The organism is Glaciihabitans tibetensis, assembly GCF_003003265.1.
In the GTDB taxonomy this organism is placed as follows: Bacteria; Actinomycetota; Actinomycetes; order Actinomycetales; family Microbacteriaceae; genus Glaciihabitans; species Glaciihabitans tibetensis.
On the sequence record NZ_PVTL01000002.1, the window covers coordinates 118,742 to 144,361 of the forward strand.

Consider the following 25,620-nt stretch of genomic DNA (forward strand, 5'->3'; position numbering starts at 1 on the left):
TCCTAGACCAATACGATTGCAGGATGTCAGTCACACCTCGGATCGATCTTCACACCCACAGCAGTGTCTCTGACGGTACCGAGACCCCCACCCAACTCGTTCGGGCAGCGGTGGCCGCCGGAGTCAGCACCATCGCCCTGACCGACCACGACTCGACGGCGGGCTGGGTCGAAGCGCTCGCAGCTGCCGCCGGGACATCCGTCGACGTCGTGCCGGGCATGGAACTGAGCACAAACTACGGGCCGGCGAGTGTGCACATGCTCGCCTACCTCTTTGACCCCACCGATGCGGAGATCGTTTCGGTGACCGCGCGGATCCGCGACGGGAGGCTGCACCGGGCCGAGCGCATCGTGGAGCGCATCGCCGCCGATTACACGCTGAGCTGGGAAGACGTGCTCGCGGAATCGGTGGCGGGCGGCACCATCGGACGCCCGCACATCGCGGATGCACTCGTCAAACGCGGCCACGTCGCAAACCGCAGCGCCGCGTTCGAGAGCATCCTGCACTGGCAGGGCGGCTATTACGAGAAGTACTACGCCCCGTCGCCGCTCGAAGGCGTGCGAATGATCGTGGGCGCCGGAGGGGTTCCCGTTCTGGCGCATCCGGCCACGTTTGGGCGATACCGGGTCATCGAGGAGAGCGCGATTGCGGCGCTCGCCGACGCGGGCCTATTCGGGCTTGAGATCGACCATCGGGACAACACCGACGATGGAAAGGTGCGCCTGCACGAGCTGGCGGCCAAGTACAACCTCGCGATCACGGGGTCGAGTGACTACCACGGCGCCGGCAAACCCAACCGGCTGGCCGAGAACACGACGTCCGAGGATGTGCTGGAGAGAATCTTCGCGACGGCGACGGGGTACGCCCGCTACAGCGCCTAAGCGCCGCCGCACCCATCACGGGTGGGCGGCGCTGCGGACTCCGCCTAAGCGGCGGGGGGAGGCGTGGCGCTGCCGCCCGAGGAGGGGCGACGGCGACGGCTGCGGCGACGGGCGGGCGCGCCGCCGTCGTGCGTTCCGCTTCCCTCGACCTTGCCGGCGGTGGCCGCATCGTCGGCGGGACCGTTGGTGGATGCTGCGTTGCCAGGCCCGGTGGACGCGGGTGAACTGCCGCTGGCCCCACGGCTGCGGGTGCGGGTGCGGTCGCCCTCACGACGCTCGCGCGGTGGTCGCGTCGTGGAGTCTCCGTCGCGGCGCTCCCGCGGAGGACGACCGGCGGCCTCGACAGTTTTCGGCAGGATCGACGTCGCCTTCAGGCGGCCCTTCGAGCCGGCCGGGATGTCGAGGTCGGTGTAGAGGTGCGGGGAGGAGGAGTAGGTCTCGACGGGTTCTGGCTGGCCCATGTCGAGCGCCTTGTTGATGAGCGACCACTTGTGCATGTCGTCCCAGTCCACGAACGTGACCGCGATGCCCGTCTTGCCGGCACGACCCGTACGTCCGGCGCGGTGGAGGTAGGTGTCGTGATCCTCCGGAATAGTGTGGTTGATGACGTGGGTGACGTCGTTCACATCGATACCGCGGGCCGCGACATCCGTAGCAATCAAAATGTCTTTCTTGCCGGCCTTGAACGCGGCCATGGCGCGCTCGCGCTGTTCCTGGTTCAGGTCGCCGTGCACCGCTGCCGCGTTGAAGCCACGGTCGTTGAGCTCTTCGACGAGCTTCGCGGCCGCACGCTTGGTGCGGGTGAATACCACCGTCTTTCCGCGGCCCTCGGCCTGGAGGATGCGGGAAATGACCTCATCCTTGTCGAGGTTGTGTGCCCGGTAGACGACGTGCTTGATGTTCGCCTGGGTCAGGCCCTCGTTGGGGTCGGTCGCGCGAATGTGGATCGGCTTGTTCATAAAACGACGGGCCAGGGCAACGATCGGGCCCGGCATCGTGGCGGAGAACAGCATGGTGTGGCGGGTGGGAGGTGTCTGCGAGAACAGCTTCTCGATATCGGCCAGGAAGCCAAGGTCGAGCATCTTGTCGGCCTCGTCAAGAACCATTACCTTGACGTTTTTGAGCGACAGCATGCGCTGGCTTGCGAGGTCGAGCAGGCGGCCGGGAGTACCGACCACAACCTGCGCGCCGTCTTTCAGATCGGCGACCTGGCCCTCGTAGGCCTTGCCACCGTAGATCGCGACGACCTTCGTTGCGCGGTTCGATGCGGCGAGGGTGAGGTCTTCGGCGACCTGCACGCACAGCTCGCGGGTGGGCACAACAACCAGGGCCTGCACACCGGGTTCTGGGTTCAGCCCGAGTTCCTGCAGGAGGGGAAGACCGAAGCCGAGCGTCTTGCCGGTTCCCGTCTTTGCCTGGCCGATGATGTCCTGGCCGTTCAGACCCATCGGGATGGTCTGCTCCTGGATCGGGAAGGGCTCGAGGATTCCCTTTGTTGCAAGTGCGTCAACCATGTCCTGGTCGACATTGAGTTCTGAGAAATTCAAAGTCTGAAGCCTGTTCGCCTTGGGAGGGCACTGGTATCAGTGCGCTGTGTGAGATACGCCCGTTTTCTCCTAGGACGCAGGGCCCCCGCCTGTGATGGGGGGCATGGTGGGCAGTTTAGCGGGTGCAGGCCGAAATGAGCTGAGGGCAGGCCGCCGCTACGCACCAGATCCTGCGTGTGCCGCTGGCCGGGGATGCGCGAAAGGGGCGGCTAAACCCGCCAAAGATGGCCGTGCTGCACGGAGCGCTCGCCAAGCCGCCTAAACTAACCCTCGTGGTTAACTGGTTTTGGCGCAAAGGCGCGCGCGTCGAGGTTCCCCGGCTTCGCCAACGCGGACAGGACTCCGGAACGACCAAGGTGCATCTGGCCGAATTGACTCCCGACCTGTCGACCTACCTCGGCACCGCCGCGTATCTCCAGCTCACGATCTTCGAGAATCTCAGTCGTGCAGTCGCCACCGCCCCGACCATGGAGTCGAAGGAAGCGGTGAGCGCGGCAGCAGCGCTCTCCCTCGCCAAACACCACGCTCTCACCGCGGAGATCCAGCGACACGGTCTCGTGGCCTCGACGGTGATGGATCCCAACCGGGCCGCAATCGACCGGTTTCAGGCGCGTACCCAGGGGTCGGACTGGTTCGAGGCACTCACCAGCTGCTTTGTCACCTCGGGCTTCCTCGACGACTTCTTCCTGCGGCTTGCCGAAGGTCTGCCCTCCGATACCGCGGCACGCGTAACCGCCATCATGCACAAGCCCTCCGGCGAGAAGGTCATCGCCGACGAACTCCTCGCCGCTATTACCGCCAACCCTCGTCTCGCATCCCGGTTGGCGCTCTGGGGCCGCAGGCTGGTCGGCGACACGATGCTGGTCGCGCGCTCGTCGCTCGTGACGTCGGACAACCACGACAGCGACGAAGCGCGCATCGAGCCGGTATTCACCGAGCTCATCGCCGCGCACACGCGACGGATGGACACGCTCGGCCTTACCGCCTAGCGCGCTGCGGCGCTAGCGCGCTGCGGCACTAGCGCGCGGCCGCACCGGTGCGCTGCGGCACGAGTGTGCTGCCGCAGACCGCCTGGATGGGTCAGGCGCGCGCTGCCAGGCGTTGATGTAGTTCTTCGTCAGCCGCGCGGCGACGCTTCGGCAGGACGAGAGCGATCGCGAGAGCGGCGAGGCCGCCCGCGAGAAGACTGATCACCCAGATCCAGGTGCCGTCGAAGCGTAACCCTGCCCACACGAGTGCGACCCAGACAACCATCGACACCGCTCCGGACGCTGCGGGCACCAGCAGGGTGCCGAGAGTGTCCCGGGCGGGTGCGAGTGCACTGATGATGAAACCGATGCCCAACGCAATGACGGTCGAAAAAAGCAGTTCCATCGGTTAGGCGACGAATCCTACGCGGCGGGATGCCTCGGAGCCGACTTCAACGTATGAAAGGGAAGCGACCGGCACGAGGTAGATCTTGCCCTTGTCGTCGGAGAACTTCACGAACTTGCTGTCTGACTCCAGCGCGTCAGCGACTACCTTCTCGAACTCGGCAGGAGACTGCGCGGTCTCGAAGTTGATTTCACGGGGGCTGTTGGCGATACCGATACGAATGTCCACGGCTAAAGATTACGGCAGTTCCGGCCGGTCGCTTTGCTGCGTTCGCCTCCGGCAGAAAATGGACGGAAAGTGTCGGAGGGCTCCACTACCGTGAGGGCGTGAACATCACCGGGTTTGAGCGTAGGAGAGAAGTCTCTTCGGCCGCGACCGGCCCCTCGCCGGACGTGAGCCAGCTGGCCGTTCTTGCCCTCCCCGAGGGCAGTTCAGCCGCGGTACTGGGTGCGCCGGGCACCGGCAAGACGTTCACCCTTGTCGAACTTGTTGCCGACCGCGTGCTGAATCGCGGGTATGCGCCAGACGAGATCGTCGCCCTCACCCCGACCCGCGCCTCGGCAACCCGTCTGCGCGACGCACTTGCCTTGCGGGTAGGCGTTGCGACGAACGGTCCGCTCGCGCGCACGGTGAACTCGCTCGCGCACGAGGTCGTCGGTGCTGCGGCTCGGTCGGCAGGAGTCGCGCCCCCTCGGTTGGTGACCGGCGGCGAGCAAGATGCCGACATCGCGCAGCTGCTGCACGGCCACGCGGAGGAGGGCACCGGGCCCGTGTGGCCCGCGATGCTCACGCCCGATGTGCGGCGACTGCGCGGCTTCCGGTCAGAGTTGCGTGAACTCATGATGCGCGCCACCGAATTCAACGTATCGCCGGCGCGCTTGCGCGCACTCGGCCGGGAGTTCGACCGTGCCGAGTGGACCGCCGCCGCAGATTTCATCGGCGAGTACCACGATGTGATCGGCAATTTTCGCGATAACCAGCTCGACTCCGCCGAGTTGGCCCAATACGCGGCAACAGCGATCGCCTCAGCGGATCCGGGAGAACGCATCCAGCGGCTCCGACTCGTGGTCATCGATGACCTGCAGGAGGCAACCGAGTCGACCCTCGCAATTCTGCGCGCGCTCGCCGGGCGGGGCATCACCATCGTCGCCTTCGGCGATCCCGACGTCGCCGCCAACGCGTTCCGCGGGGGAGAGCCCGACGCGCTCGGGCGGCTTGGCGCGATCCTGCGCTCGCCCGTGCAGACCCTCGTGTTGCAGCGAGCGCACCGGCAGGGCCCGCTGCTTCGCAACTTGACCGCCTCAGTGACCTCGCGGATAGGTACGGCGGCCGCAGGGTCCCAGCGGGCGGCCGTAGCGGGGCGAACAGAAGACGACGACGAGATCCCGCCCGTCGTGATGCCGCCCATCCTTACGCTGAGCGCAAGCACCCCAGCGCGCCAGTGGAGCGCGGTCGCCCGCCATCTGCGCGAGCAGCACCTGGTGAACGACGTGCCGTGGAGCCAGATGGTGGTTGTTGTGCGCAGCGGGGCGCAAATCGCCGGCATTCGGCGTTCGCTCTCCCTCGCGGAGGTCCCGGCTCGCACCACCGTCGGCGCGACCGCTCTGCGAGAAGACCGGGCGGCTCGGGCGCTGCTCACCCTTGTCGATGTCGGTGCCGGTCGTACCGCCCTGACTCCTGCCCTGGCGGCTGAGCTTTTGCTCGGCCCGTTCGGCGGCCTCGACCGACTCATGCTTCGTCGCCTCAGACTCGCCCTGCGCGCCGAGGAGATCGCCGGAGGCAACCTGCGGTCAAGCGATGAACTCCTCGTCGAGGCTTTGTCCGCCCCCGGCCGATTCGCGACAATCGACCATCGGGTTGGCCGCAGTGCAGACCGCCTCGCAACCACCCTCGCGGAGATCCGTACGCTCGCCGAGACCGACGGCACCATCGAGGAGCTCCTCTGGCTCGCCTGGGAGCGCAGCGGACTCGCGTCGACCTGGTTCGAGCAAGCACTCAGCGCGGGTATCACCGCCGCCGAGGCGAACTCCAACCTGGACGGCGTTGTGGCCCTGTTCACCGCAGCGAAACGCTTTGTCGAACGCCAGCCCGGTACTCCGGCGGGTGTTTTTCTGAGCGCGGTGCTCGATGCCGAGGTTCCAGAAGACACCCTCTCGCCGCAGCCCAACGACGACGCTGTGCTGGTCACCACCCCTCCGGGAACGGTGGGGCTCGAATTCGCCATCGTCGTCGTGGCGAATCTGCAGGACGGTGCCTGGCCGAATCTGCGCCTGCGCGGCTCCCTTCTCGGCCCCCAGGAGCTGGTTCGGGCGATCACCGGCATCGACAGCGCCACCCTCGACGAACGCAAGCTGGTGCTCGGCGATGAACTGAGGATGTTTGCGCTCGCCGTTTCACGCGCCCGCAGCCAGGTTGTTTTGGCGACGGTCGCGAACGAAGACGACGCCCCGAGCGTTTTCCTCACCCTCGCGCCCAAGGACACGCCCGTCATCGATACGTCGTCGCTCCCTCCGCTGTCTCTCCGGGGTCTCACCGGCCGGTTGCGTCGCGATCTGGTGCAGCCAGGCAGGTCGGTGACCCGGGCCGCCAGCGATCGTGCCGCCGCGGCATCCGCCCTGGCCAGACTCGCGGCGGAGCACGTTCCCGGGGCCGACCCAGCGCAGTGGCACGGGCTTCTCGAACCGTCCACCACCGAACCGATGTTCGGCGAGGAGGAAAAAGTGCCCGTGTCACCCTCTCGCCTTGAGCGTTTTGAGGATTCGCCGCTGGACTGGTTCATCGAGACGATCGCGGGTTCAGAATCATCCACGTCCATGGGGCTCGGGACGATCCTGCACTGGGCCATGGAGACAGCGACCGATCCGAGCATCGACCGGCTGTGGGACTCGGTGGAGTCCCGCTGGAAAGAGTTGCCGTTCGAGTCCGAGTGGATGGCGGAGACGCAGAAACGCACCGCGCGCGTTCTGGTGGCAGCCATCGGCGAATACCTCGCCGACTTCCAGCGTGAAGGAAAAACGTTGGTCGGCGCAGAAAAACGGTTCTCGCTCGATATCGGGCGCGCTCAGGTCAACGGGTCCATCGATCGCATCGAACGCGCGGCAGACGGCTCGGTCCACATCGTCGACCTCAAGACGGGTACCCCGATCACCCAGCCCGCGAAGATAGCGGCCCATCCGCAACTCGGCGCGTACCAGCTCGCCTACGCACAGGGCGTACTCGACGAATTCCTGGACGAGCTCGGCGAACACCATGCGGGAGGCGCGAAGCTGTTGTACGTGAAGAAGGGGGTGCGCTCGAAGCTGTATCGAGAGTCGGTGCAGCCCCCGCTCGACGAGGAGGCACTCGAGGGGTTCCGCACGCGGATCCGCCAGGCTGCAGTCGGTATGGCGGCGGCAGAGTATGAGGGGGCGATCGAACTGCGCAGCTGGGGCTCCGGCGGCACCTCGAATCTCGCCATTCACCGGGTAAGGGCGGTTTCCAGTGATTGACAGCGCAACTGTTTCCAGCATCGGCATCGGCATCAGTGCCTACGACATTGCGGATGCGCTTGGCCTGCCGCGCCCCACCGACCAGCAACGCGACGTGATCGAGGCACCGCTGTCGCCGGCGCTTGTCGTCGCCGGAGCAGGAAGTGGCAAGACCGAGACCATGGCGAACAGGGTGCTCTGGCTGCTCGCCAACGGGCATCTGCGCGCGGGGGAGATTCTCGGGCTGACCTTTACCCGCAAGGCCGCGGGAGAGCTCGCCGCCCGCATTCGCGAACGCATCGGCCAACTCGCCCATCAGGGTTTACTGCCCGGCGACTACGACGAGTTCGAGGCTCCGGTCGTCGCAACGTACAACTCCTTCGCCAACACCATCTACCGTGACCACGCGATGCTCCTCGGCAGAGAGAGCGACGGCGACGTTCTGGGTGAGGCATCCGCCTGGCAGCTCGCCCGGTCGATCGTGGTTGCCAGCGGTGATCCGCGCCTCGCGCAACTCGGGCGCAACGTTGATCCCATCACCAAGGCCGTCCTCGAGCTCAGCCACGCACTCAGCGAGAACATCGTGGATCCCGAGCGCGTGCGTGCCATGGCGGCCAGGTTCGCGTCTATCGCAGACCTGCCTGCGGGCGGCAAGGGGGATTACCCTGCAGTGGCGGAGCTGGTGCGCACGGTCGGGTCGCTTGACGTGTTGCTCGATCTGGCGACCGCGTTCTCCGAGGCGAAAGCTCGCCGGGGGTTTGTGGAGTACGCCGACCAGGTGGCCCTCGCCCTCGAGATCGTGCGCCGAGTGCCGCGCGTGAGCGCTGACTTCCGAGAGCGATATCGAGTCGTGCTTCTGGATGAGTACCAGGACACCTCGGTGGTTCAGACCTGGCTGTTGTCCGAGCTGTTCGCCGACCACGCCGTGATGGCCGTGGGCGACCCGAACCAATCCATCTACGGGTGGCGCGGGGCCAGTGCCGCAAATCTCGAGCAGTTCGCCCATCAATTCGGTGGGGGCGAAGTCGCGAACTTCAATCTCACGACCAGCTGGCGAAATGGACGCAAGATCCTCGCCGTTGCGAACGCCCTCGTTGAGCCGCTCGTTGCGCACACGCGGGTCCGTGTGGACAAACTGCAGCCCGGTCCGGGCGCCAGTGCGGTTCCGGTGGAGTTGATCGTCGAGGAGACCGTTCTCGAAGAGGCTCAGGCTGCAGCTCGCTGGCTGAAAGCGCACCTGGCGCGCACCGACCCGAAAACCGGCAAGCCGCCCACAGCGGCGATGCTGTTCCGGGCTCGAAAGAATCAGCCCTACTTTATGGACGCACTGCGCGACAACGACGTGCCCTTCCACGTGCTGGGAGTCGGTGGCCTCATGAGCGAGCCGGAGATCGCCGATCTCGTGAGCGCGCTGCGGGTTGTTCACGATCCCACCGCCGGCAGTGAACTCGTGCGGCTGCTTGCCGGGTCGCGCTGGCGGATCGGAGTTCGCGACCTGCGCGCGTTGTCCCGGCTGGCGTCCTGGCTGCGCGACCGGGACTACGCCCAGAAGAGTTACGACGACGAGGTCAAAGATGCTCTGCGCGCGTCGGTCGCCTCGGGGGAGGGTGGCTCGATCGTCGACGCCGTCGACTTTCTCGCCACCGCGAAGCCGGGGCACTCGCAACTCGACGGTTTCAGCGAGGTTGGACTCGAGCGACTGCGCGAGGCGGGTAGAACTTTCGCCAAGCTGCGTTCTCGCGGCGGGCTTGACCTGCTCGATTTCGTTACCCTCGTCGAACAAGAACTGCAGCTGGACATCGAAGTTGTCGCCAACGACTTGCGCGCACTCGGCGGAGCGAACCGTGAAGCGTTCTTTGATGCGCTGGGGGGATATCTCGCGGTGGATGACTCCTCCACGCTGGGCGGATTTCTCGCCTGGCTCAAGGAAGCCGAGTGGCGCGACGGGCTGACACCGCGGCCGGAGGAGCCTGAGCCAGGCACGGTTCAGCTCCTCACCATTCACGGGTCCAAGGGGCTGGAATGGGACGCGGTTGTGGTACCGAGGATGGTTGAGGACGAGATACCGAGCAAGCCGGTTGAGGGGTTCGGAGGCTGGCTAGGATTCGGTGCGCTGCCCTGGCCGTTCCGCGGAGACTCCGCGGAGTTGCCTGAGTTCCTCTGGGAACGGGCAGAGACCCGCAAGGAGGTCCTCGACGCCAAGGTGGAGTTTGCCGAGAAGGTCAGGCACCGGCACATCCTCGAGGAGCGCCGCCTCGCGTACGTCGCCGTGACCCGGGCACGGCACTGGTTGGCGTTGACCGGGTCGTTCTGGTCGACGCAAGCCACCGCGCGCGAGCCCAGCCCCTTCCTCGGCGAGTTGGAGGCAACGGGAGTGCTTGCCGCGGCGACGACGGTCGGCGCGCTTCCGCTCGCCAGCGAGCACGAAACGAATCCGCTTGGCGACGAAGTCACCACCCTGGTCTGGCCGCTCGATCCACTCGGCAGCCGCCGCGCGAAGGTTGAGGCGGCAGCGCAGGCAGTGCGCGACGCGGATCCTTCAGAAACCGGGCGGTGGGGGCCGGAACTCGAGTTGCTCCTCGGCGAGCGCGCTCGCCGGATGACAGCGAATGCCTTCGTTCCGATGCCAACGCGCGTGCCCGCGTCCCGGTTCAAGGACTTTGTCACCGATCCCCAGTCCGTCGCGGCGGCGCTGCGCAGGCCGATGCCGGAGCGCCCCTACCGAGCCACCCGGCTCGGCACGCTGTTTCACAGCTGGGTGGAGGAGCGTTATGGCACAGGCGGAACGGCCGAGGAACTCGACAGCTTTGCAACGGAGCTCGACGACGGATTCGATGCCCAGCAGGTGCCACTCGAACAGGCCGAACTCGTCAGGCTCCAGGGAATTTTCGAACGGTCCCCCTGGGCGCTGCGGGCACCGGTGGAGGTGGAGCGTGAGATTCACCTGGTCCTCGACGGCCAGATCATTATCTGCAAGATCGATGCGGTGTACTTCGATGGGGAACGCTACGAGGTTGTCGACTGGAAGACCGGAAAGGCTCCGCGCGATGCCCGGGACCTCGAAGACAAGCAACTGCAGCTCGCGCTCTACCGGCTCGCCTATGCGCGCTGGAAGAACATCGATCCGCACCTCATTGACGCGGTGTTCTACTACGTCTCCGATGACGCCGTGATTCGTCCGAAGCGAATCTTCGACGAGGACGAGCTGGTCGAGCTGTGGCGGGCGTCGCTGGTGTAAATCGTGCGGGCAGAGATTGCTTTGGTCTAAATCGCGCGCCCGCTGCGGTTGAGCATCTCCTCGACCTCGGTGACCTCCATGGTGGGTGACACCAGCGGGCCGATCGGGTTCATCACGTTGTTGCGCACGTTGTCGAGGAGACGGTTGAGCATGGCTACGGCGTCATCCACTATCTCGGTGTTGCGCGTATCGGTGCCGTGGAGCAGCCACTTGGCGATCTCCAGCTCTGCGTACAGCATTGACCGCTGGCGCACCTGGCGGTCGGCGCTGCCGCGCAGGTCGTTGTAGGCGTCGAAACCCGCCTCGGCCACGTGCTCGCCGCGTGTGCCGAGCAGCCAGAACAGGTCGCGGGCGGGGTCGCCGACGTGGAGTTCGTGCCAGCCGAGCACTCCGCTGACCGCTCCCTCGGAGAACAGGAACGAGCTGGCGGTCAGCCCACCGTTGACCACGGCAGGCTGGAACTGCCAGAGCTTCGATTCCTCTGTCGCCCCCTCCCACCGGGCCAGGAGTTCGCCCGGCACCAATCCGGTGTTCGCCGCGCGGTCGAGCACCGTGATGCACGCGCGGAGGGCTTCGATAGCCGTGAGCACGGGCAGCGAGGCGTCGGAGACAAAGCTGGTGGGCAGGGAGTGGATTGCCGCGATCGCGCGACCGATTGAGGCGGCCTGGGTGGTGTCGAGGTCGAGCAGCGGCACCTTCGCCCCATACAAAAATTCGTACACCATGGCACGGGTGTAGCGCGTTTTGCCCGCGGCGTCCTTGCCGACTGTGGCGCGGGTGTCGCCCACGAAGGTGGACACGGCGAACGGCAGCCGGGTGCGCACTCCTGCGCTCAGGGCGCGCAGCGCGGCCAGGTCAGCGGCCTGTTCCGTCTCGGCGCGCACGCTGCGCGGCGCCCGCACAATGAAGTGTGCGCCGGCGCGGTCAGTAAGCACAGCAGAGTCGTAGTCGTTGTTTGCCCCCGTGCCAAAGGAAGCTGCCTTGACGAGGTCGAGGCCGGGCACTGCCGACGTGGCGAGCGCGGCTAGAGTGAGATGGGATCGGGCCATACCAACAGGGTAGGTCGACTCCTGCCGCAACCGCAGCACGCCACGCACTTCCGACGGGTCATCAATGTCCAATTCTTTTCTGGCGCGACTGCCGCTTTCCCGCTACGAGGTTGATCGTGACTATCTCGCGCGCAGTCGTGAGAATTTGTTCGAGGAACTCTGGGCCGATCCGGCCACGCGGGTGCTGCCGATCTTCCAGGGCACCGCGCTGCTCGCCTCAGACACCTCGCTCGCGCTGCTGCCGGTGGGCGCGGTCCCCGCGACGGAACTGCTGGTCTACCTGGGCCGGTCCACGTCTCTGAGGAGTCCGGAACCGGTCGGTACCCCGATCGTTGCAGCGCTGCTGACGGATGCCGGGCACCTGGCCGAGTCGGACTGGGCGAGCCTGCGCACGGTGGGCAACATACTGTCCGATCGCGACACCGGGCTGCTCACCGAAGCACTCGGTGTGCTCAACTGGCATGCTTCCCACGCGTTCTCCCCGCGCACGGGAGAACCCACCACCGTGACCAGCGGGGGATGGGTGCGTCGAGACCCGGTGTCGCAGACCGATGTTTTTCCCCGAACGGATGCCGCGATCATCGTGGGAGTGCTCGACGCCGAGGATCGCCTGCTGCTGGGATCAAACGCCCTCTGGGAGAGCAATCGCTACTCGCTCCTCGCCGGTTTCGTCGAACCGGGGGAGTCTCTTGAAGCCGCCGTCGTACGGGAGGTATTCGAGGAATCGGGCTTGCGGGTTACCGATCCGGTGTACCTGGGCAGCCAGCCGTGGCCGTTCCCGGCGTCGCTGATGCTCGGCTTCACCGCGCGCCTCGATCCCGAACACACCAACACCGCTGTTCCCGATGGTGACGAGATTCTTGACCTGCGCTGGTTCAGTCGCGAGGAACTACACAACTCCCTTGGAGAGATCCTGCTGCCGGGACCCACCTCGATCGCGCGCGCCATCATCGACGAGTGGTACGGCGAACCCATCGCCGACGGCCAGAAGTGACCTCACCAGAAGACCTGCTCGCCGGTCTCGACGACCAACAACGCATCGCGGCGGAGTCGTTGCTCGGTCCGGTGTGCCTTCTCGCCGGCGCGGGCACGGGAAAGACCCGCGCCATCACCCACCGCGTCGCCTACGGGGTTGCCACCGGCGTCTACTCACCCGGACGAGTGATGGCCCTGACCTTCACCAGTCGCGCGGCGGCTGAACTGCGCACCAGACTGCGCGCGCTCGGAGCGCAGGGGGTCGCGGCACGCACCTTCCACGCCTCGGCCCTGTCCCAGCTGAACTTCTTCTGGCCGCAGGTCATCGGCGGCACCATGCCCCGGCTGCTGGACAGCAAGGGCAGACTGCTCGCGCACGCGGCCGAGACCCTGAAACTCAAACTGGACACCGCGACCCTGCGCGACACCGCCGCGGAGATTGAGTGGCGGAAGGTGTCCCGCCTGAGCATCGAGCAGTACGGGCTCGCCGCCCACTCCCGCGCGCTTCCCCCGACACTGACGGTCGACAAGGCGGTGGATCTGCAGCGGGCGTACGAAGCGGTGAAGGACGAGCGCCGCCAGCTCGACTTTGAAGACGTGCTGCTCGCCACCGCGGGCATGATCGAGTCCGAACCCCGGGTGGCCCAGCAGGTGCGTGAGCAGTACCGCTTCTTTGTGGTGGATGAGTACCAGGACGTTTCCCCGCTCCAGCACGAGCTTCTCGGGCTGTGGCTCGGCGACCGCGACGACGTCTGCGTGGTCGGTGACGCGAGCCAAACCATTTACTCCTTCGCGGGCGCAACGCCGGAGTACCTGCTGGGCTTCGCGGGCACCCACCAGGACGCCGTGGTCGTTCGCCTCGAACAGAACTATCGGTCCACGCCCGCCATCATCGAGTCGGCCAACCGGTTGATGCGGGGACGCCCGGGTGCCCTCAGTCTTCACGCGGCACCCGAGGCAGCGCGGGGACCCCTCCCCGCGACATCCAGCCACAAAAACGATTCGCAGGAGGCCAGAGCGATCGCTCAGTCGATCGCCGCGGACATCGCCGACGGCACGCGAGCCGAGAACATCGCCATCCTGTACCGGATCAACGTGCAGTCCGCGGCGCTGGAGGCGGCCCTCGGGGATGCCGGTGTGCCGTACCTGGTGCGCGGTTCCACCCGCTTCTTCGACCTGAAGGAGGTGAAGGAGGCGATCATGATGATCAAGGGCGCTTCCATCTCGATCACGGGCGAACCGATCTTCAAGACCGTGAGCGACGTGCTGCGGTCGCTCGGCTGGACCCAGGAGGCCCCGGAATCCCGCGGGTCCGTGCGCGACCGCTGGGAGTCGCTGAACGCGCTGATGGGACTCGCGGAGGAAGCTCCCGCGGGCATAACGCTCAAGGATTTCGTCAGCGACCTGCTCGAACGCCAGGCCGGCCAGCACGAGCCGACGATGGCAGCGGTCACCCTCGCCACGCTGCACAGCGCGAAGGGACTCGAGTGGGACAGCGTCTACATCGCCGGAGTCTCCGAGGGCCTCTTGCCGATCACCTACGCGAAGGGGCTCGAGGCCATCGACGAAGAGCGACGCCTGTTCTACGTCGGGGTCACCCGCGCCCGCCGGAAACTCTCGCTATCCTGGTCCGCCGAGGGAGCACACCGAGGTCAGGTGCGGCAGGCAAGTCGATTCCTGGGCGAGCTGCGCTAACGAGGCCACGGCAGCCGCAGTCGGGGTGCGGCTGCTCCTCCCGGTAGGTCGCCGTCCCGCGGTCGGCATCGAGCCGCACCGAGATCGCGGGCCCTGGCCGGGCATCATCGAGCCGGTTGGTCACCATCCTTGCCACGCGGGCCGCCACCTCGCGGGACAGCAGCGGTGTCTCCGCCCCGCTTCGGCGGCCCCAGAGCTGTGTCGCGAGGGTCGGCCACACCGGGTCTGCGTCCGAGCGGTGGCGCTCGAGGCAGTAGAGGCAGGGACCTGCGCCCGGTTCGATCAGGGGTCCGATAGTCACCGAGCTGTCGCCGAAAATCACGGGCAGATGGGGGATGTCGCGGCGCAACCAATAGCCGTGCACGTCGGGGTCCAGCACGTAGTGGCCTACGGCGATGCCGAGCGCGATCGTGTCGCCCCCGGCTCGGACGTCACCATCAGCCGAGCTCACGCCGGGGCTCGCGGTGGCGGCGCGCGCCACAACGATTGCCCGCCCGCTCTGCGAGAGCACCCGCGCGATGCGCTCCACGGTTGCACCGCACCCGACGATCGCGATGCCCGCAGGCCCGGTGCCGGACGACCCTGACGTGCCGGACGACCCTGACGTGCCGGACGACCCTGACGACCCGGTCGGATGCGGCGGCAGAAAACCGGCGCCCGAATTCTGGTCCGGAACGAGGACCGGCCGCAGCAACTGCAGGAGTGTCGTGATGTCGGCCTGGGCAGCGCCGCTCGAGGTGGCGACCATACTCAGGCCGGAGCGGCTGATGCCCGGTACCAGCGCGGAGATCATCATCTCCTGAGCCGGCGAGACGTCGCGCAGGATCAATTGCGGCGGATCGACGCCAAACTGCATATCGCTGGGGGAGCGCCAGACGAGCGGGAACCGGGAATCCAGTTTCAGGACCATCCGGCAATGGTCGCGCATCCGCCACGGCCGCCCGGGAGTTCTCCACAGGCAGACCAACGCTCGTTACTCCGTCGGACGCTCGCTGGTGTCGTCGTTGAGCAGGTCTTCGATTGCCTGGTCGATGTCGTCGAGCACCGCGACCCCGGTGATCCGGGCGATAAGCGCGGCCGGGTTGTCGATGTCGGCGCTCGTCGGGATGAGGTCGGGCTGCGACCAGAGGGCGTCACGCTTGTCGACACCGACGGCGTCGGTCACCTTCTGCCACATCTGTGCGGCTTCCCGCAACCGTCGAGGACGCAGTTCCAGGCCGACCAGCGTGGCGAACGCCGACTCCGCCGGGCCGCCGGACGCACGGCGTCGTTTCACGGTCTCGGCGATCGCGTCCATCCGGGGCAGGCGGAAGCTGGCCTGGGCCGTAACCACATCCACCCACCCCTCGATGAGGGCGAGCATCGTCTCCAGGCGCGCCAGTGCCTCGAGCTGCTCGGGCGACTTCGGCGGGATGAGCGCTCCACTGGTCATCGCATCGCGCAGTTCTTCCGGGTTCGCGGGATCGAAGCCCTCGGCCAGCGCCTCAAGGCGTTCTGTGTCGATGCGGATGCCACGGGCGAACTCAGTGATAGACGACAGCAGCTGCAGCCGCAGCCACCGCGCGTGCCGGAACAGTCGGGCGTGGGCGAGTTCGCGCACGGAGAGGTAGAGCTGCACCTGGTCGACGGGAATGTCGAGACCGGCGCTGAAGTCGGCGATGTTCTGTGGAACGATCGCGGCCTGCTCGGTGTCCAGCAGGGGGATGCCGACGTCGCCGGCCGAAACCACCTCGGTCGACAGCTGCCCGACCACGTGGCCGAGCTGCATCGCGAACAGGGTGCCGCCGACGTTGCGCATGAGCTCACTCGCGCCGTCCATCATCTCGCTCATCTCCTCGGGCGCCTGCTGCTGCAGCACCTCGGCGAGGGAATTGGAGATGGATGTCGCCACCGGCTCAGCCAACTGGCTCCAGACACCCATTGAGGCGGTGACCCACTCCGTGCGGCTCATCAGACGCGGCTCGCTCGAAAGCTCCGACAGTGACGTGGCTTCGTCGAGCCAGAGCGCGGCGACGTGAAGGGCCTGCTCCAGCTTCGAGCGCTCGGCGGGTAGCGACACCACGGTCGTGCGTGCCGCCACGCCCTTGGCCTGCTCGAGGGCAAGGCCCCAGTTCACGCCATCTCCGCTGGAACTGAGGGCGTTCTGCAATTGCGCAATCAGCTGGGCGACGGCCTCGGGGTCGTTCGGAAGGCCCGCGGCGCTGGCGAGCTTCGCCGGGTCGATGTCACTATTGCCCTCGAGAAACTCGCGCAACATGTCACGGAACTCGTCGTTCGGTTCTTGACGCGAATCTTCAGCCATACGAACTACGCTAGCCGCTGCACGGTCGTCCGGCCTGTGTTTTGGCCTAGGCTGAGTGCTTCTGGTGTGCGCCCGTGGCGAACAACTTTCCAGCCCGTTCGTTCTAAGGACCCCGGTGTCACTTTTCGCCGACACAACACCCGATCTCCCGCCGCGCGACGTTCGCCGTAACCGCACGGGATGGTCCATCCTGGGCCTCGCCCTCGTGGGCATTACTGCCGTCGCGTTCATCCCCGCGCCGTACGTCATTGAGAAACCCGGTCCGGTCTTCGACACCCTCGGTTCGGTGTCCGTCGAGGGCGAAGAGGTGCCGCTGATCGACATCCCGGACGCGGAGACCTACGAGACCGAGGGCACCCTCGACATGCTCACCGTGAGTGTGGCCGGCAATCGCGAGCAACGCCCCGGCTGGTTCGAAATCGCCGCCTCCTGGCTCGACCCGAGCAACGCCGTCGTTCCCCTCAACGAGATTTACCCCGAGGGCGTCACGGTCGAAGACACCACCACCCAGTCGAACATCGACATGGTGAACTCCCAGAAGCAGGCGATCGCCGCTGCGTTGACGAACCTCGGCTACGAGCTGCCAACCACACTCACCGTGGCCGGAACCCAGGAGGGTGCGCCGGCGGAGGGCATGCTGGAGGCGGGCGACACCATCGAGAGCCTCAACGGCCAGACCTTCAGTGATGTGAGCGAATTGCAGGCCGCGATTGCGGCGAACGGGGTCGAGGATGCCGCGTCGATCACCATCGTTCGCGATGGCACCGAAGCCACGGTAGAAATCGTGCCGACCCTCAGCAGCGGCGACGCTCCGGTACCGATCCTCGGCATCAGCGTGGGCAACGACTACGCCTTCCCGATCGACGTAAAGATCCAGCTGGAGAAGGTGGGCGGCCCGAGCGCGGGCATGATGTTTGCCCTCGGAATCATCGACAAGCTCACGCCCGGCGCGCTCAACGGCGGGGAGAACGTCGCGGGAACCGGAACGATCACGGTCGACGGCGACGTTGGCCCGATCGGAGGCATCCGGCAGAAACTCTACGGCGCCGTGGACGCTGGAGCCGAGTGGTTCCTCGCCCCCGAGGACAACTGCGACGAGGTCGTCGGGCACGTCCCCGACGGGCTGACGGTATTCGCGGTGGGCACGCTGGACGAGTCCCTCGCGGCGCTGTCGGCAATCGACACGGGCGAAGGACTTTCGGCGCTGCCGACCTGCGCGGCGCAATGATCCTGCGGTAACAGAGCGGTAACGACGCATCCTTCGCGCCGGGCACCAGCCGATAGCCACGAGATATTTGCAGGAACGACCCTTAAGATGGCCTAACACAGCCCCCTATGTTTAGTGCCAGGAGCAGTCTTGAGTTCCACCGCCAACCGCCCAGCTAGCCGAACCAGAACGACGCTCACGATCACGGCGGCGGTTCTCGCTGTCATCGTGGTGCTGTTCTTCGTGTTTTCGAGCCTCTACACCGACGTCCTCTGGTTCGACCAGCTGGGCTACCTCAATGTCCTGACCACGCAGTGGACTGCTGGCGCGGTGATGTTCCTGATCGGCTTCCTCGCTATGGCCGTGCCCGTCTGGGCAAGCATCGAGGTCGCGTTCCGCTGGCGACCCGTGTACGCGAAGCTCAACTCCCAGCTCGACCGCTACCAGCAGGTCATCGAGCCGCTGCGCCGCCTCGCCACCTACGGCATTCCCGCCGTCCTCGGTATCTTCGCGGGTGTGTCGGCATCGTCGCGCTGGCCCGTTGTTCTGCAGTGGCTGAACCGCACGCCGTTCGGTGAGACCGACGCCCAGTTCGGTTTCGACATCTCCTTCTTCTTCTACGATCTTCCGTTCTGGCGCGCTGTGGTCTCCTTCGCCTCCGCGGTGGTACTGCTCTCGGCCCTCGCCGCCATCGCCACGAGCTACCTGTACGGGGCGCTGCGGTTCAACGGCCGCGAAGTGCGCATCTCGCGCACCGCCCGCATCCAGCTCGCCAGCACCGCCGCAATCTACATCGCCCTGCAGGCCGTCAGCCTCTGGCTCGACCAGTACACGACGCTGTCCGACTCCAGCGCGGGGTTCCTCGCAACGGGCGCCGGCTACACCGAGGTGAACGCGACCATCCCCGGCAAGGGGATCCTGGCCATCATTGCCATGATCGTCGCGCTGCTCTTTGTCGTCACCGCGATCATCGGACGCTGGCGTCTGCCCATCATCGGAACCGCGCTGCTGCTGGTGAGCGGCCTGATCATCGGCTCTGTGTTCCCCGCGATCGTGCAGCGTTTCCAGGTCGAGCCGAGCGCTCGCACCTACGAGGCCGAGTACATCGAACGCAGCATTGAAGCTACCCGCGCGGCATACGGAGTGGCAGATGTCGAAGAAATTCCTTATGCCGCGACGACCGACACCGCCCCCGGGGCATTGCGCGAAGATGCCACCACCACCGCCAACATCCGCATCATCGATCCGTCCCTGGTAACCCAGTCGTTCAAGCAGCTGGAACAGTTCAAGCAGTACTACACATTCCCCGACAACCTCGACGTCGACCGCTACACGATCGACGGACAGACCCAAGACACCGTCATCTCGGTGCGTGAGCTCAACCAGGACGGCCTGGGAGACTCCCGAACCTGGTACAACGACACCGTGGTGTACACCCACGGTTACGGCGTCGTCGCCGCATACGGCAACCAACGCTCCAGTGACGGACAGCCGCTCTTCCTCGAAGCGGGCATCCCCAGCACCGGCGCCCTCGGCGAATACGAACAGCGCATCTACTTCGGTGAGGGTTCTCCGGAATACTCCATCGTTGGAGCGCCCGCGGGCAGCGACGACGTGGAGCTGGACTACCCGGCCGGTGGTGGCGAGAGTGACGTCAATACCACCACCACCTTCGAGGGCGACGGCGGTGTGGCGCTCGACAACGTGTTCACCCGTCTCGTCTACGCGATCAAATTCCAGTCCGAGCAGATCGTGCTCTCCGACGCGGTAAACGACGAGTCGCAGATCATGTACGACCGCCAGCCGAGCGAACGCGTCGAAAAGGTCGCGCCGTACCTGACGCTTGACAATGATTCCTACCCGGCCATCGTGGACGGTCGCATCGTGTGGATCGTCGACGGCTACACGACGAGTTCCGAGTACCCCTACTCGCGGGTAGAGCAGCTCAGCGAGATGATCGCGGACACGAACCAGCCCACCCCGACCTTCGCCGTGGATGACATCAACTACATCCGCAACTCGGTGAAGGCCACGGTCGACGCCTACGACGGCAGCGTCAAGCTGTACGCGTGGGACGACGAAGACCCGGTGCTGGAGACCTGGCAGAAGATCTTCCCGTCGACGGTTCTGCCGCAGTCAGAGATGAGCGAGCAACTGCTCGACCACGTTCGCTACCCCGCGGACCTGTTCAAGGTGCAGCGCACCATCCTCGGTTCGTACCACGTGACCGATCCGGGGTCGTTCTACTCCAGCGACGACCAGTGGGTGACGCCGCCCGATCCAACCTCCGGAACGACTAGCCCGACCCTGCAGCCGCCGTACTACCTGACGATGCAGGTTCCCGGGCAGGACGCACCCGCGTTCACGCTGTATTCGACGTTCATCCCGCGCTCGACGGCGGAAACCAGCCGAAACGTCCTCACTGGCTATCTCGCGATGAACTCCGATGCAGGAGACAATTACGGCGATCTGACCCTGCTCACCCTTCCGTCCGGTGACACCATCCCCGGACCCGGGCAGGTGCAGAACAGCTTCGATACCGACACCGAGGTAGCCAACCAGCTCGCCCTGCTCCAGCGCGGCGAGACCGAGGTGTTGCGGGGTAACTTGCTGACGCTTCCGGTGGGTGGCGGCCTGCTGTACGTTCAGCCGGTGTACGTGCAGTCGACCAGCAACACCAGCTACCCGCTGCTGCGCAAGGTGTTGGTCGCCTTCGGTGATGAGATCGCGTTCGAGGACACGCTCGACGAAGCCCTGGACTCACTCTTCGGCGGAGACTCCGGAGCGGATGCCGGCGACGGGGTGACCCCCGAGGCCGAGACCCCGGCCGAGGAAATCGATCCTGACGCACCCCCGGTCGAGGAGACTCCGACGCCGGAGGAGACTGCGACGCCCGAGACTCCCGCCGAGACCCCGACCGACCTCAGTGCTCTGGACCAGGCTCTCGCCGACGCCCAGCAGGCGCTCACCGATCGGGCAGCCGCGTACGCTGCGAACGACCTCGTGGCAGCCGCCCAGGCCGACGAGGCGCTCCAAAATGCAATTGAGGCCGCGCTGGCGGCCAGCGAGTAAGCACCACAGCACCTCACCATGGGCGGCACAGCGCAAGCTGTGCCGCCCATGGTGTTTCTGCCAGCGACGTAGAGAGCGACGCGTCGAGCACGGTTAGGTTGAGCACGGTTAGGTGGAGCGCGGTTGCGTCGGCCGGGCCACGTCACGCGACCGTGTGCAAGTGGTCTTGGGGTCCCTGTGGCCTGTGTTACTCTTGAACTACGCCGCGGGGTGGAGCAGTTCGGTAGCTCGCTGGGCTCATAACCCAGAGGTCGCAGGTTCAAATCCTGTCCCCGCAACAGTACAAAAGCTCCTGATCAGGCGAATTCCTGATCAGGAGCTTTTTTGTTTGTGGTGAAGTAAGAGCGTGCGGGAGGACGACGGATGACTCCGCCTCACCGGTCGATGACGTGCACCAGTTCTTCGATGAACGAGCCAAAATCGACGGACCGTTTGATCAGCTCGGCGACCTCGGTTCGCTCGGCAAACACCTCGACGAATTGATCGAACACCGTCTGAAATGATCGACGCCCGCTGGCGCTGAAGGCGACCAGGGCGATGACATTCACCCGGTTGTCGCCCCAGCCCATCGGCGCCTCGTTGACGGCGATGGCGATGGAGGTTCGCGCCGCGCTCATCACCATGGCGTGGGGAACGGCGATGGTGTCGGTGAACGCCGTCGACGACATCCGCTCCCGCTCAATCGCACCCGTCACATACGACTCGTCGATGATGCCGCGCGAGACCATCATTGCTCCGAGAGTGCGAATCATCTCTTCTTCTGTCTCGGCTTCGACGTTGCGCAAAAACAGCTGCTCGTCGAAATAGAGAAGAAGGTCGTCCTTGATGCGGAGGCGACGGCGATGGCGCCGGAGTCGGCTCACCGCCCGGCGGATGGAGTCGATGTCCCCGTCCGTGAGGAACGGCTGGATAACGACAACGTTGTCACCGACGCCCTTCGCGGCGATCGTGGTGAGGACGAGGTCGGTGGAGAAGTCGTTCCAGTCGACGTCGGTGCGGGTCACCACGATCTCTACCGAGAGCTCGTCACCCAGCGCACGCTCGATCCGCTCGCGCAGGATCTGGTGCATGTCGTAGTAGTTGGGGCAGACGATCGCGGCGGTGATTCGTTCCTCTCGCCGGGACTGGCGCTCGAGATGCGAGCCCAGGTGCAATGCGATGTACGAGATCTCGTCGTCGTTGATCGCGATCGACTTCTCGCGCTGGATCTGGCTCGCGATGAAGACCGCCACGTCGTAGATCATCGGGTACGCGGTCTTGATTGACCGTACGAGCGGGTTCCTGGAGTACGAATTATCTTGCGCGCGGGCGACGAGATTGCCGACATGCAGCGCCAAGCGAACCATAAACGCTTCGTCGTTCAGGTCGACCAGGTATTCCTCGCTTACCAGGGCAACGACGCGCCGCACGGTTTCGAGGTCGCTCGCGCCGACGTAGTTCTGCACGACGGTTTCCACGGGCTGGTCCTGTCCCGGAGTGATCACCCGGGTGGTCATCAGTTTGGACAGGTATTCCAGGTCGTTTTTACCGAGGGCGACGTCGAAGTGCTTGCGCACGAGGGTGGACAGTGACGCGGAGACCGGGGTGTGGGCGAGGGCGGGCCGCGCCTCGACCGCGAGCGACGTCAGCGGCTGGTCCCGGCCGACCCGGTCGACCGCGATGGCGACGTGCAACAGAACGCTGCTGACGCCGTACTCATTCACGTAGTAGCCCTGGGAATCCAGCATCGAGATGAGATCGGTCTTGAAAGCGCCGAGGTCGGCGGACGCGAACTCCTTCTGCATCGTCTCGAGCTCGAGAAAGCCCTGCGTGCTCTCGGAGCGGAAGATCTTGCTGAGCAGACGACGATGGTTTTCTTCACCGCCAACAAGGGAAACGACGCTGCCGTGTCGTCTCATGCCAAGCCCAGCGTCTTCACCCAGGGCTTTCACCTTGCGCAGGTCTGCTTCGATGGTGGACTCGCTGACATAGAGACTGTCTGCGAGTGAGTGGATGTCGAGGCCCTCCGGGGCCTCGGTGAGGCGTCGCACGAGGTGGTGCACCCGATCGCGCGGGGTGTTGCTGTCGCGCACCCTGGTGCCGCTGGAGAATGTCGCGTAGGCCTCGCGGTTGAGCCGGTACCCGTTGGTGGAGGACGAAATAATGGGGAGGGGATGGGCTGCGGCCTTCGCCGCAGTAACGTAGCTGCGGACACTGCGCGTGGATACGCCCAGTTTTTCGGCGAGCTCCGCCGCCGTGACCCGGCCGTCGGTCTGCGACAAATAGTCCAGCAGGCGCTCATACTTATCGCTCATCTAGTGCAACCTAACCATGTTCGGCCACGCCGGGTGCGTTCCGCACAACTCTTTCCGCTGGTGCGGAAGCAGAACTGGTGGAAATCGCTATGCATCGGGTGGAAGATAACTAAGAACCACGACCCACGCACGAGCACGACGATTCGCTGTACCGCAGGGAACGCAAGGAGGCGATCCATGAACACAATTCTGATTGTCTGCGGCGCCGGCGCGTCCAGCACCTTCGTTGCCAGCCGGGTGCGCTCCGCTGCGATCTCGAAGGGTTTGCCCCTCGTGGTTGAAGCGGGCAGTGGGGATGATCTCGCTGATCGTCTCGCGAGCGTAGACGTGCTCCTCGTTGGCGCCCACCTCGCCGCTGACTTCGACGCCTTTGCCGCGAAGGCGCGGGCCGTCGGCGTTCCGGCGGCGCTGCTGCCGGCAACCGCGCTTGCCGTCGGTGGCCCTGAGGCCGTTCTCGATCTCGCCATCGGGCTGCTCCAGCCCGAGTTGTCACCTAACCACACCACAATTGAAGGAAGCCCCCATGGCTGAACGTACCGTCTCGATCGCATCCGCCCACGGACTGCACGCCCGTCCCGCATCGCTGTTTGTCCAGGCCGTCGCCGGCTCCGGACTGGCCGTCGAGCTGACCAAGGGCGACAAGACCCTCAATGCGGCAAGCATCCTGGGCGTTATCTCGCTGGGAATCGAGCACGGTGACGAGGTCACCCTTCGCGCCGAAGGCGATGGCGCAGACGCGGTTCTCGACGAACTCGCTACCTTCCTCACGACCGACCACGACGCGTAACCACTTTTCACCACTTAACCGAGACGCAACCACTCCAGGAGGCATCATGAATCTGCAAGGTGTAGGAATCGGGCGGGGGCTTGCCCTCGGCCCAGTCCTTCGTATGCCCGACCCGCTTCCTGAGCCGTCGGATGCCTCAAGCGGAGTTACCGCGGACGAAGAAAAGGTGCGCGCTGCCGGAGCCCTTGCGGCTACGGCCGCCGACATCCGTATCCGAGGACAGCGCGCCGGTGGCGCGGCGAAGGATGTGCTCGAAGCGCAGGCGTTTATGGCAGAAGATCCCACGCTGCGCGACGACGTCGACACGCGCATCGTGGCGGGCAAAACCGCAGAACGGGCCGTGTTCGAGGCATTTGCCGCGTTCCGTGACCTGCTGACGAGCATGGGCGGGTACATGGGGGAGCGGGCGACCGACCTCAACGACGTTTCCCAGCGCGTTGTCGCGAACCTCCAGGGTGTGTCCGCCCCCGGGGTTCCCAACCCCGACTACCCCTTCGTGCTTGTCGCGCGTGATCTGGCTCCGGCGGACACCGCCCTGCTCGACCTGGACAAGGTGCTCGCGCTGGTCACCAGCGATGGCGGACCCACCTCCCACACCGCGATTCTCGCGCGAGAAAAGGCGATCGTCGCCGTGGTCGGGGCACCCGACGCGCTGCAGCTCGCCGACGGTGTGACCGTTGTGGTGGATGCGACGACGGGACTCGTCACCGCGTCGCCGACCGACGACGAAATCAGTGCGGCGCGCAGCACCATGGCAGCACGCGCGGCGGCAGCGGTGACCCCCGTCGGGCCGGGCGCCCTCGCCGACGGCACCCTCGTTCCCCTGCTGGCCAACCTCGGTTCCGTCGCCGGGGCCGCCGACGCGCTCGCCAAGGGCGCCGAAGGCGTTGGCCTGTTCCGCACCGAGTTCCTCTTCCTCGACTCTGACCGCGCGCCCAGCGTGGCCGAGCAGCAGGAGAAGTACACGCAGCTGCTCACCTCGTTCGCGGGCAAAAAGGTCGTTGTTCGTGCACTCGACGCGGGTGCCGACAAGCCGCTGAGCTTCCTCAACGATGAGCCGGAAGAAAACCCGGCCCTCGGCCTCCGTGGCCTGAGGGCACTGCGCGCCAACGAATCCATCCTGCGCGACCAGCTCAGCGCTCTCGCCGCCGCGGATGCCGCAACCGAAGCCGAGCTCTGGGTAATGGCCCCCATGGTGTCCACCGTCGAGGAAACCCGCTACTTCACGACCCTCGCGCGCGAACTGGGCCTGACGACCGCCGGCGTGATGGTCGAAGTTCCGGCCGCCGCATTGCTTGCGGACCGTATCCTCGCCGACACCGACTTCGCCAGCATCGGCACCAACGACCTCACCCAGTACACCCTGGCCGCCGACCGCCTCCTCGGCTCCGTAGCGTCGTTCCAGGATCCCTGGCATCCCGCCGTGCTCCGCCTGGTCGGCGAGGTCGGCCGCGCCGGTGCGCTGCTGGGCAAGCCCGTGGGAATCTGTGGCGAAGCCGCCGCCGATCCCGCGCTGGCGGTCGTGCTGGTCGGCCTCGGCGCGACATCCCTTTCCATGTCTCCCGCCGCCCTCGCCGACGTGCGCGCAGAACTTTCCCGGTTCACCCTGGACCAGGCCAAAGAATTCGCCGAAATTGCCCTTTCGGCAAATAGCGCTGTGGAGGCCCGCGTTGCGGTCGCCGCCGCAGCATCCTCCCTCACCAACACCACACTCACTGAATCGGAGTAACAA

18 protein-coding genes and 1 tRNA gene are annotated in these 25,620 nt (G+C 65.9%); 12 read left to right on the forward strand and 7 right to left on the reverse strand.

Translation table 11 applies throughout. The features are described 5' to 3' along the window. Nucleotides 1–23 precede the first annotated feature (23 nt). The gene (locus tag B0I08_RS04360; protein WP_106210234.1) at nt 24–881 is read left to right on the forward strand and encodes a PHP domain-containing protein; all 858 of its coding nucleotides are present in this window, start codon (nt 24–26) and stop codon (nt 879–881) included. Between the two features lie 44 nt (nt 882–925). On the opposite strand, the gene B0I08_RS04365 is transcribed toward B0I08_RS04360, so the two are convergent. Then, the gene (locus tag B0I08_RS04365; protein ID WP_106210236.1) at nt 926–2,428 is read right to left on the reverse strand and encodes a DEAD/DEAH box helicase; all 1,503 of its coding nucleotides are present in this window, start codon (nt 2,426–2,428) and stop codon (nt 926–928) included. 272 nt (nt 2,429–2,700) lie between these two features. On the opposite strand from B0I08_RS04365, the gene B0I08_RS04370 reads away from it, so the two are divergent. Continuing rightward, nucleotides 2,701–3,417, forward strand: a complete 717-nt coding sequence (locus B0I08_RS04370; RefSeq protein ID WP_106210793.1) for a ferritin-like fold-containing protein — start codon at nt 2,701–2,703, stop codon at nt 3,415–3,417. A gap of 91 nt (nt 3,418–3,508) precedes the next feature. Here B0I08_RS04370 and B0I08_RS04375 read toward each other — a convergent pair whose 3' ends face one another. Then, nucleotides 3,509–3,802, reverse strand: a complete 294-nt coding sequence (locus tag B0I08_RS04375) for a hypothetical protein (protein ID WP_106210238.1) — start codon at nt 3,800–3,802, stop codon at nt 3,509–3,511. Nucleotides 3,803–3,805: 3 nt separating this feature from the next. Further along, complete coding sequence (locus tag B0I08_RS04380; protein WP_106210240.1) at nt 3,806–4,030, reverse strand: DUF3107 domain-containing protein; 225 nt, start codon at nt 4,028–4,030, stop codon at nt 3,806–3,808. A gap of 98 nt (nt 4,031–4,128) precedes the next feature. On the opposite strand from B0I08_RS04380, the gene B0I08_RS04385 reads away from it, so the two are divergent. Together B0I08_RS04385 and B0I08_RS04390 are read left to right on the forward strand one after the other, a co-directional pair. Continuing rightward, nucleotides 4,129–7,290 (forward strand): ATP-dependent helicase, encoded by a 3,162-nt coding sequence (locus B0I08_RS04385; RefSeq protein WP_106210242.1) that lies wholly within the window; start codon nt 4,129–4,131, stop codon nt 7,288–7,290. Continuing rightward, nucleotides 7,283–10,507, forward strand: coding sequence for an ATP-dependent helicase (locus tag B0I08_RS04390; protein WP_106210244.1), 3,225 nt, complete (start codon nt 7,283–7,285; stop codon nt 10,505–10,507). The genes B0I08_RS04385 and B0I08_RS04390 overlap by 8 nt, the downstream gene beginning before the upstream one ends. A gap of 26 nt (nt 10,508–10,533) precedes the next feature. On the opposite strand, the gene B0I08_RS04395 is transcribed toward B0I08_RS04390, so the two are convergent. Beyond that, nucleotides 10,534–11,556, reverse strand: a complete 1,023-nt coding sequence (locus B0I08_RS04395; RefSeq protein WP_106210795.1) for a phosphotransferase — start codon at nt 11,554–11,556, stop codon at nt 10,534–10,536. A 64-nt stretch (nt 11,557–11,620) separates the two neighbouring features. On the opposite strand from B0I08_RS04395, the gene nudC reads away from it, so the two are divergent. Further along, nucleotides 11,621–12,550: an NAD(+) diphosphatase gene (gene nudC, locus B0I08_RS04400; RefSeq protein ID WP_106210246.1), complete on the forward strand. Its 930-nt coding sequence runs from the start codon at nt 11,621–11,623 to the stop codon at nt 12,548–12,550. Beyond that, nucleotides 12,547–14,226: an ATP-dependent helicase gene (locus B0I08_RS04405; RefSeq protein WP_106210248.1), complete on the forward strand. Its 1,680-nt coding sequence runs from the start codon at nt 12,547–12,549 to the stop codon at nt 14,224–14,226. Before nudC ends, B0I08_RS04405 begins: the two co-directional genes overlap by 4 nt. Here B0I08_RS04405 and B0I08_RS04410 read toward each other — a convergent pair. Further along, complete coding sequence (locus B0I08_RS04410) at nt 14,126–15,136, reverse strand: TOMM precursor leader peptide-binding protein (RefSeq protein WP_106210250.1); 1,011 nt, start codon at nt 15,134–15,136, stop codon at nt 14,126–14,128. The two genes, B0I08_RS04405 and B0I08_RS04410, sit on opposite strands and share 101 nt — an antisense overlap. Before the next feature lie 63 nt (nt 15,137–15,199). Further along, nucleotides 15,200–16,528 (reverse strand): zinc-dependent metalloprotease, encoded by a 1,329-nt coding sequence (locus tag B0I08_RS04415; RefSeq protein WP_106210252.1) that lies wholly within the window; start codon nt 16,526–16,528, stop codon nt 15,200–15,202. Nucleotides 16,529–16,643: 115 nt separating this feature from the next. On the opposite strand from B0I08_RS04415, the gene B0I08_RS04420 reads away from it, so the two are divergent. The 3 genes from B0I08_RS04420 (at nt 16,644) to B0I08_RS04430 (ending at nt 21,085) form a co-directional block, all read left to right on the forward strand. Then, complete coding sequence (locus tag B0I08_RS04420) at nt 16,644–17,756, forward strand: YlbL family protein (RefSeq protein WP_106210254.1); 1,113 nt, start codon at nt 16,644–16,646, stop codon at nt 17,754–17,756. 129 nt (nt 17,757–17,885) lie between these two features. Further along, nucleotides 17,886–20,807: a UPF0182 family membrane protein gene (locus B0I08_RS04425; RefSeq protein ID WP_106210256.1), complete on the forward strand. Its 2,922-nt coding sequence runs from the start codon at nt 17,886–17,888 to the stop codon at nt 20,805–20,807. Nucleotides 20,808–21,011: 204 nt separating this feature from the next. Continuing rightward, nucleotides 21,012–21,085: transfer RNA gene (locus tag B0I08_RS04430), tRNA-Met, on the forward strand. A gap of 96 nt (nt 21,086–21,181) precedes the next feature. Here the strand turns inward: B0I08_RS04430 and B0I08_RS04435 are convergent. Next, nucleotides 21,182–23,101 (reverse strand): BglG family transcription antiterminator, encoded by a 1,920-nt coding sequence (locus B0I08_RS04435; protein WP_106210258.1) that lies wholly within the window; start codon nt 23,099–23,101, stop codon nt 21,182–21,184. A 177-nt stretch (nt 23,102–23,278) separates the two neighbouring features. On the opposite strand from B0I08_RS04435, the gene B0I08_RS04440 reads away from it, so the two are divergent. The 3 genes from B0I08_RS04440 to ptsP are packed head-to-tail and all read left to right on the forward strand — an operon-like array spanning nt 23,279 to nt 25,617. Then, the gene (locus B0I08_RS04440; RefSeq protein WP_106210260.1) at nt 23,279–23,632 is read left to right on the forward strand and encodes a PTS sugar transporter subunit IIB; all 354 of its coding nucleotides are present in this window, start codon (nt 23,279–23,281) and stop codon (nt 23,630–23,632) included. Next, nucleotides 23,625–23,888 carry an HPr family phosphocarrier protein gene (locus B0I08_RS04445; RefSeq protein ID WP_106210262.1) on the forward strand — a complete coding sequence of 88 codons (264 nt, stop codon included), beginning with the start codon at nt 23,625–23,627 and terminating at the stop codon, nt 23,886–23,888. Before B0I08_RS04440 ends, B0I08_RS04445 begins: the two co-directional genes overlap by 8 nt. Nucleotides 23,889–23,934: 46 nt before the next feature. Next, nucleotides 23,935–25,617 (forward strand): phosphoenolpyruvate--protein phosphotransferase, encoded by a 1,683-nt coding sequence (ptsP, locus tag B0I08_RS04450; protein ID WP_106210264.1) that lies wholly within the window; start codon nt 23,935–23,937, stop codon nt 25,615–25,617. Nucleotides 25,618–25,620 lie beyond the last annotated feature (3 nt).

Excerpts from the sequence above, each read along its gene's own strand:
- B0I08_RS04360 (WP_106210234.1), top strand. The coding sequence starts at position 24 with ATGTCAGTCACACCTCGGATCGATCTTCACACCCACAGCAGTGTCTCT.
- B0I08_RS04375 (WP_106210238.1), bottom strand. The coding sequence starts at position 3,802 with ATGGAACTGCTTTTTTCGACCGTCATTGCGTTGGGCATCGGTTTCATC.
- B0I08_RS04395 (WP_106210795.1), bottom strand. The coding sequence starts at position 11,556 with ATGGCCCGATCCCATCTCACTCTAGCCGCGCTCGCCACGTCGGCAGTG.
- nudC (WP_106210246.1), top strand. The coding sequence starts at position 11,621 with ATGTCCAATTCTTTTCTGGCGCGACTGCCGCTTTCCCGCTACGAGGTT.
- B0I08_RS04410 (WP_106210250.1), bottom strand. The coding sequence starts at position 15,136 with ATGGTCCTGAAACTGGATTCCCGGTTCCCGCTCGTCTGGCGCTCCCCC.
- B0I08_RS04415 (WP_106210252.1), bottom strand. The coding sequence starts at position 16,528 with ATGGCTGAAGATTCGCGTCAAGAACCGAACGACGAGTTCCGTGACATG.
- B0I08_RS04435 (WP_106210258.1), bottom strand. The coding sequence starts at position 23,101 with ATGAGCGATAAGTATGAGCGCCTGCTGGACTATTTGTCGCAGACCGAC.
- B0I08_RS04440 (WP_106210260.1), top strand. The coding sequence starts at position 23,279 with ATGAACACAATTCTGATTGTCTGCGGCGCCGGCGCGTCCAGCACCTTC.
- B0I08_RS04445 (WP_106210262.1), top strand. The coding sequence starts at position 23,625 with ATGGCTGAACGTACCGTCTCGATCGCATCCGCCCACGGACTGCACGCC.
- ptsP (WP_106210264.1), top strand. The coding sequence starts at position 23,935 with ATGAATCTGCAAGGTGTAGGAATCGGGCGGGGGCTTGCCCTCGGCCCA.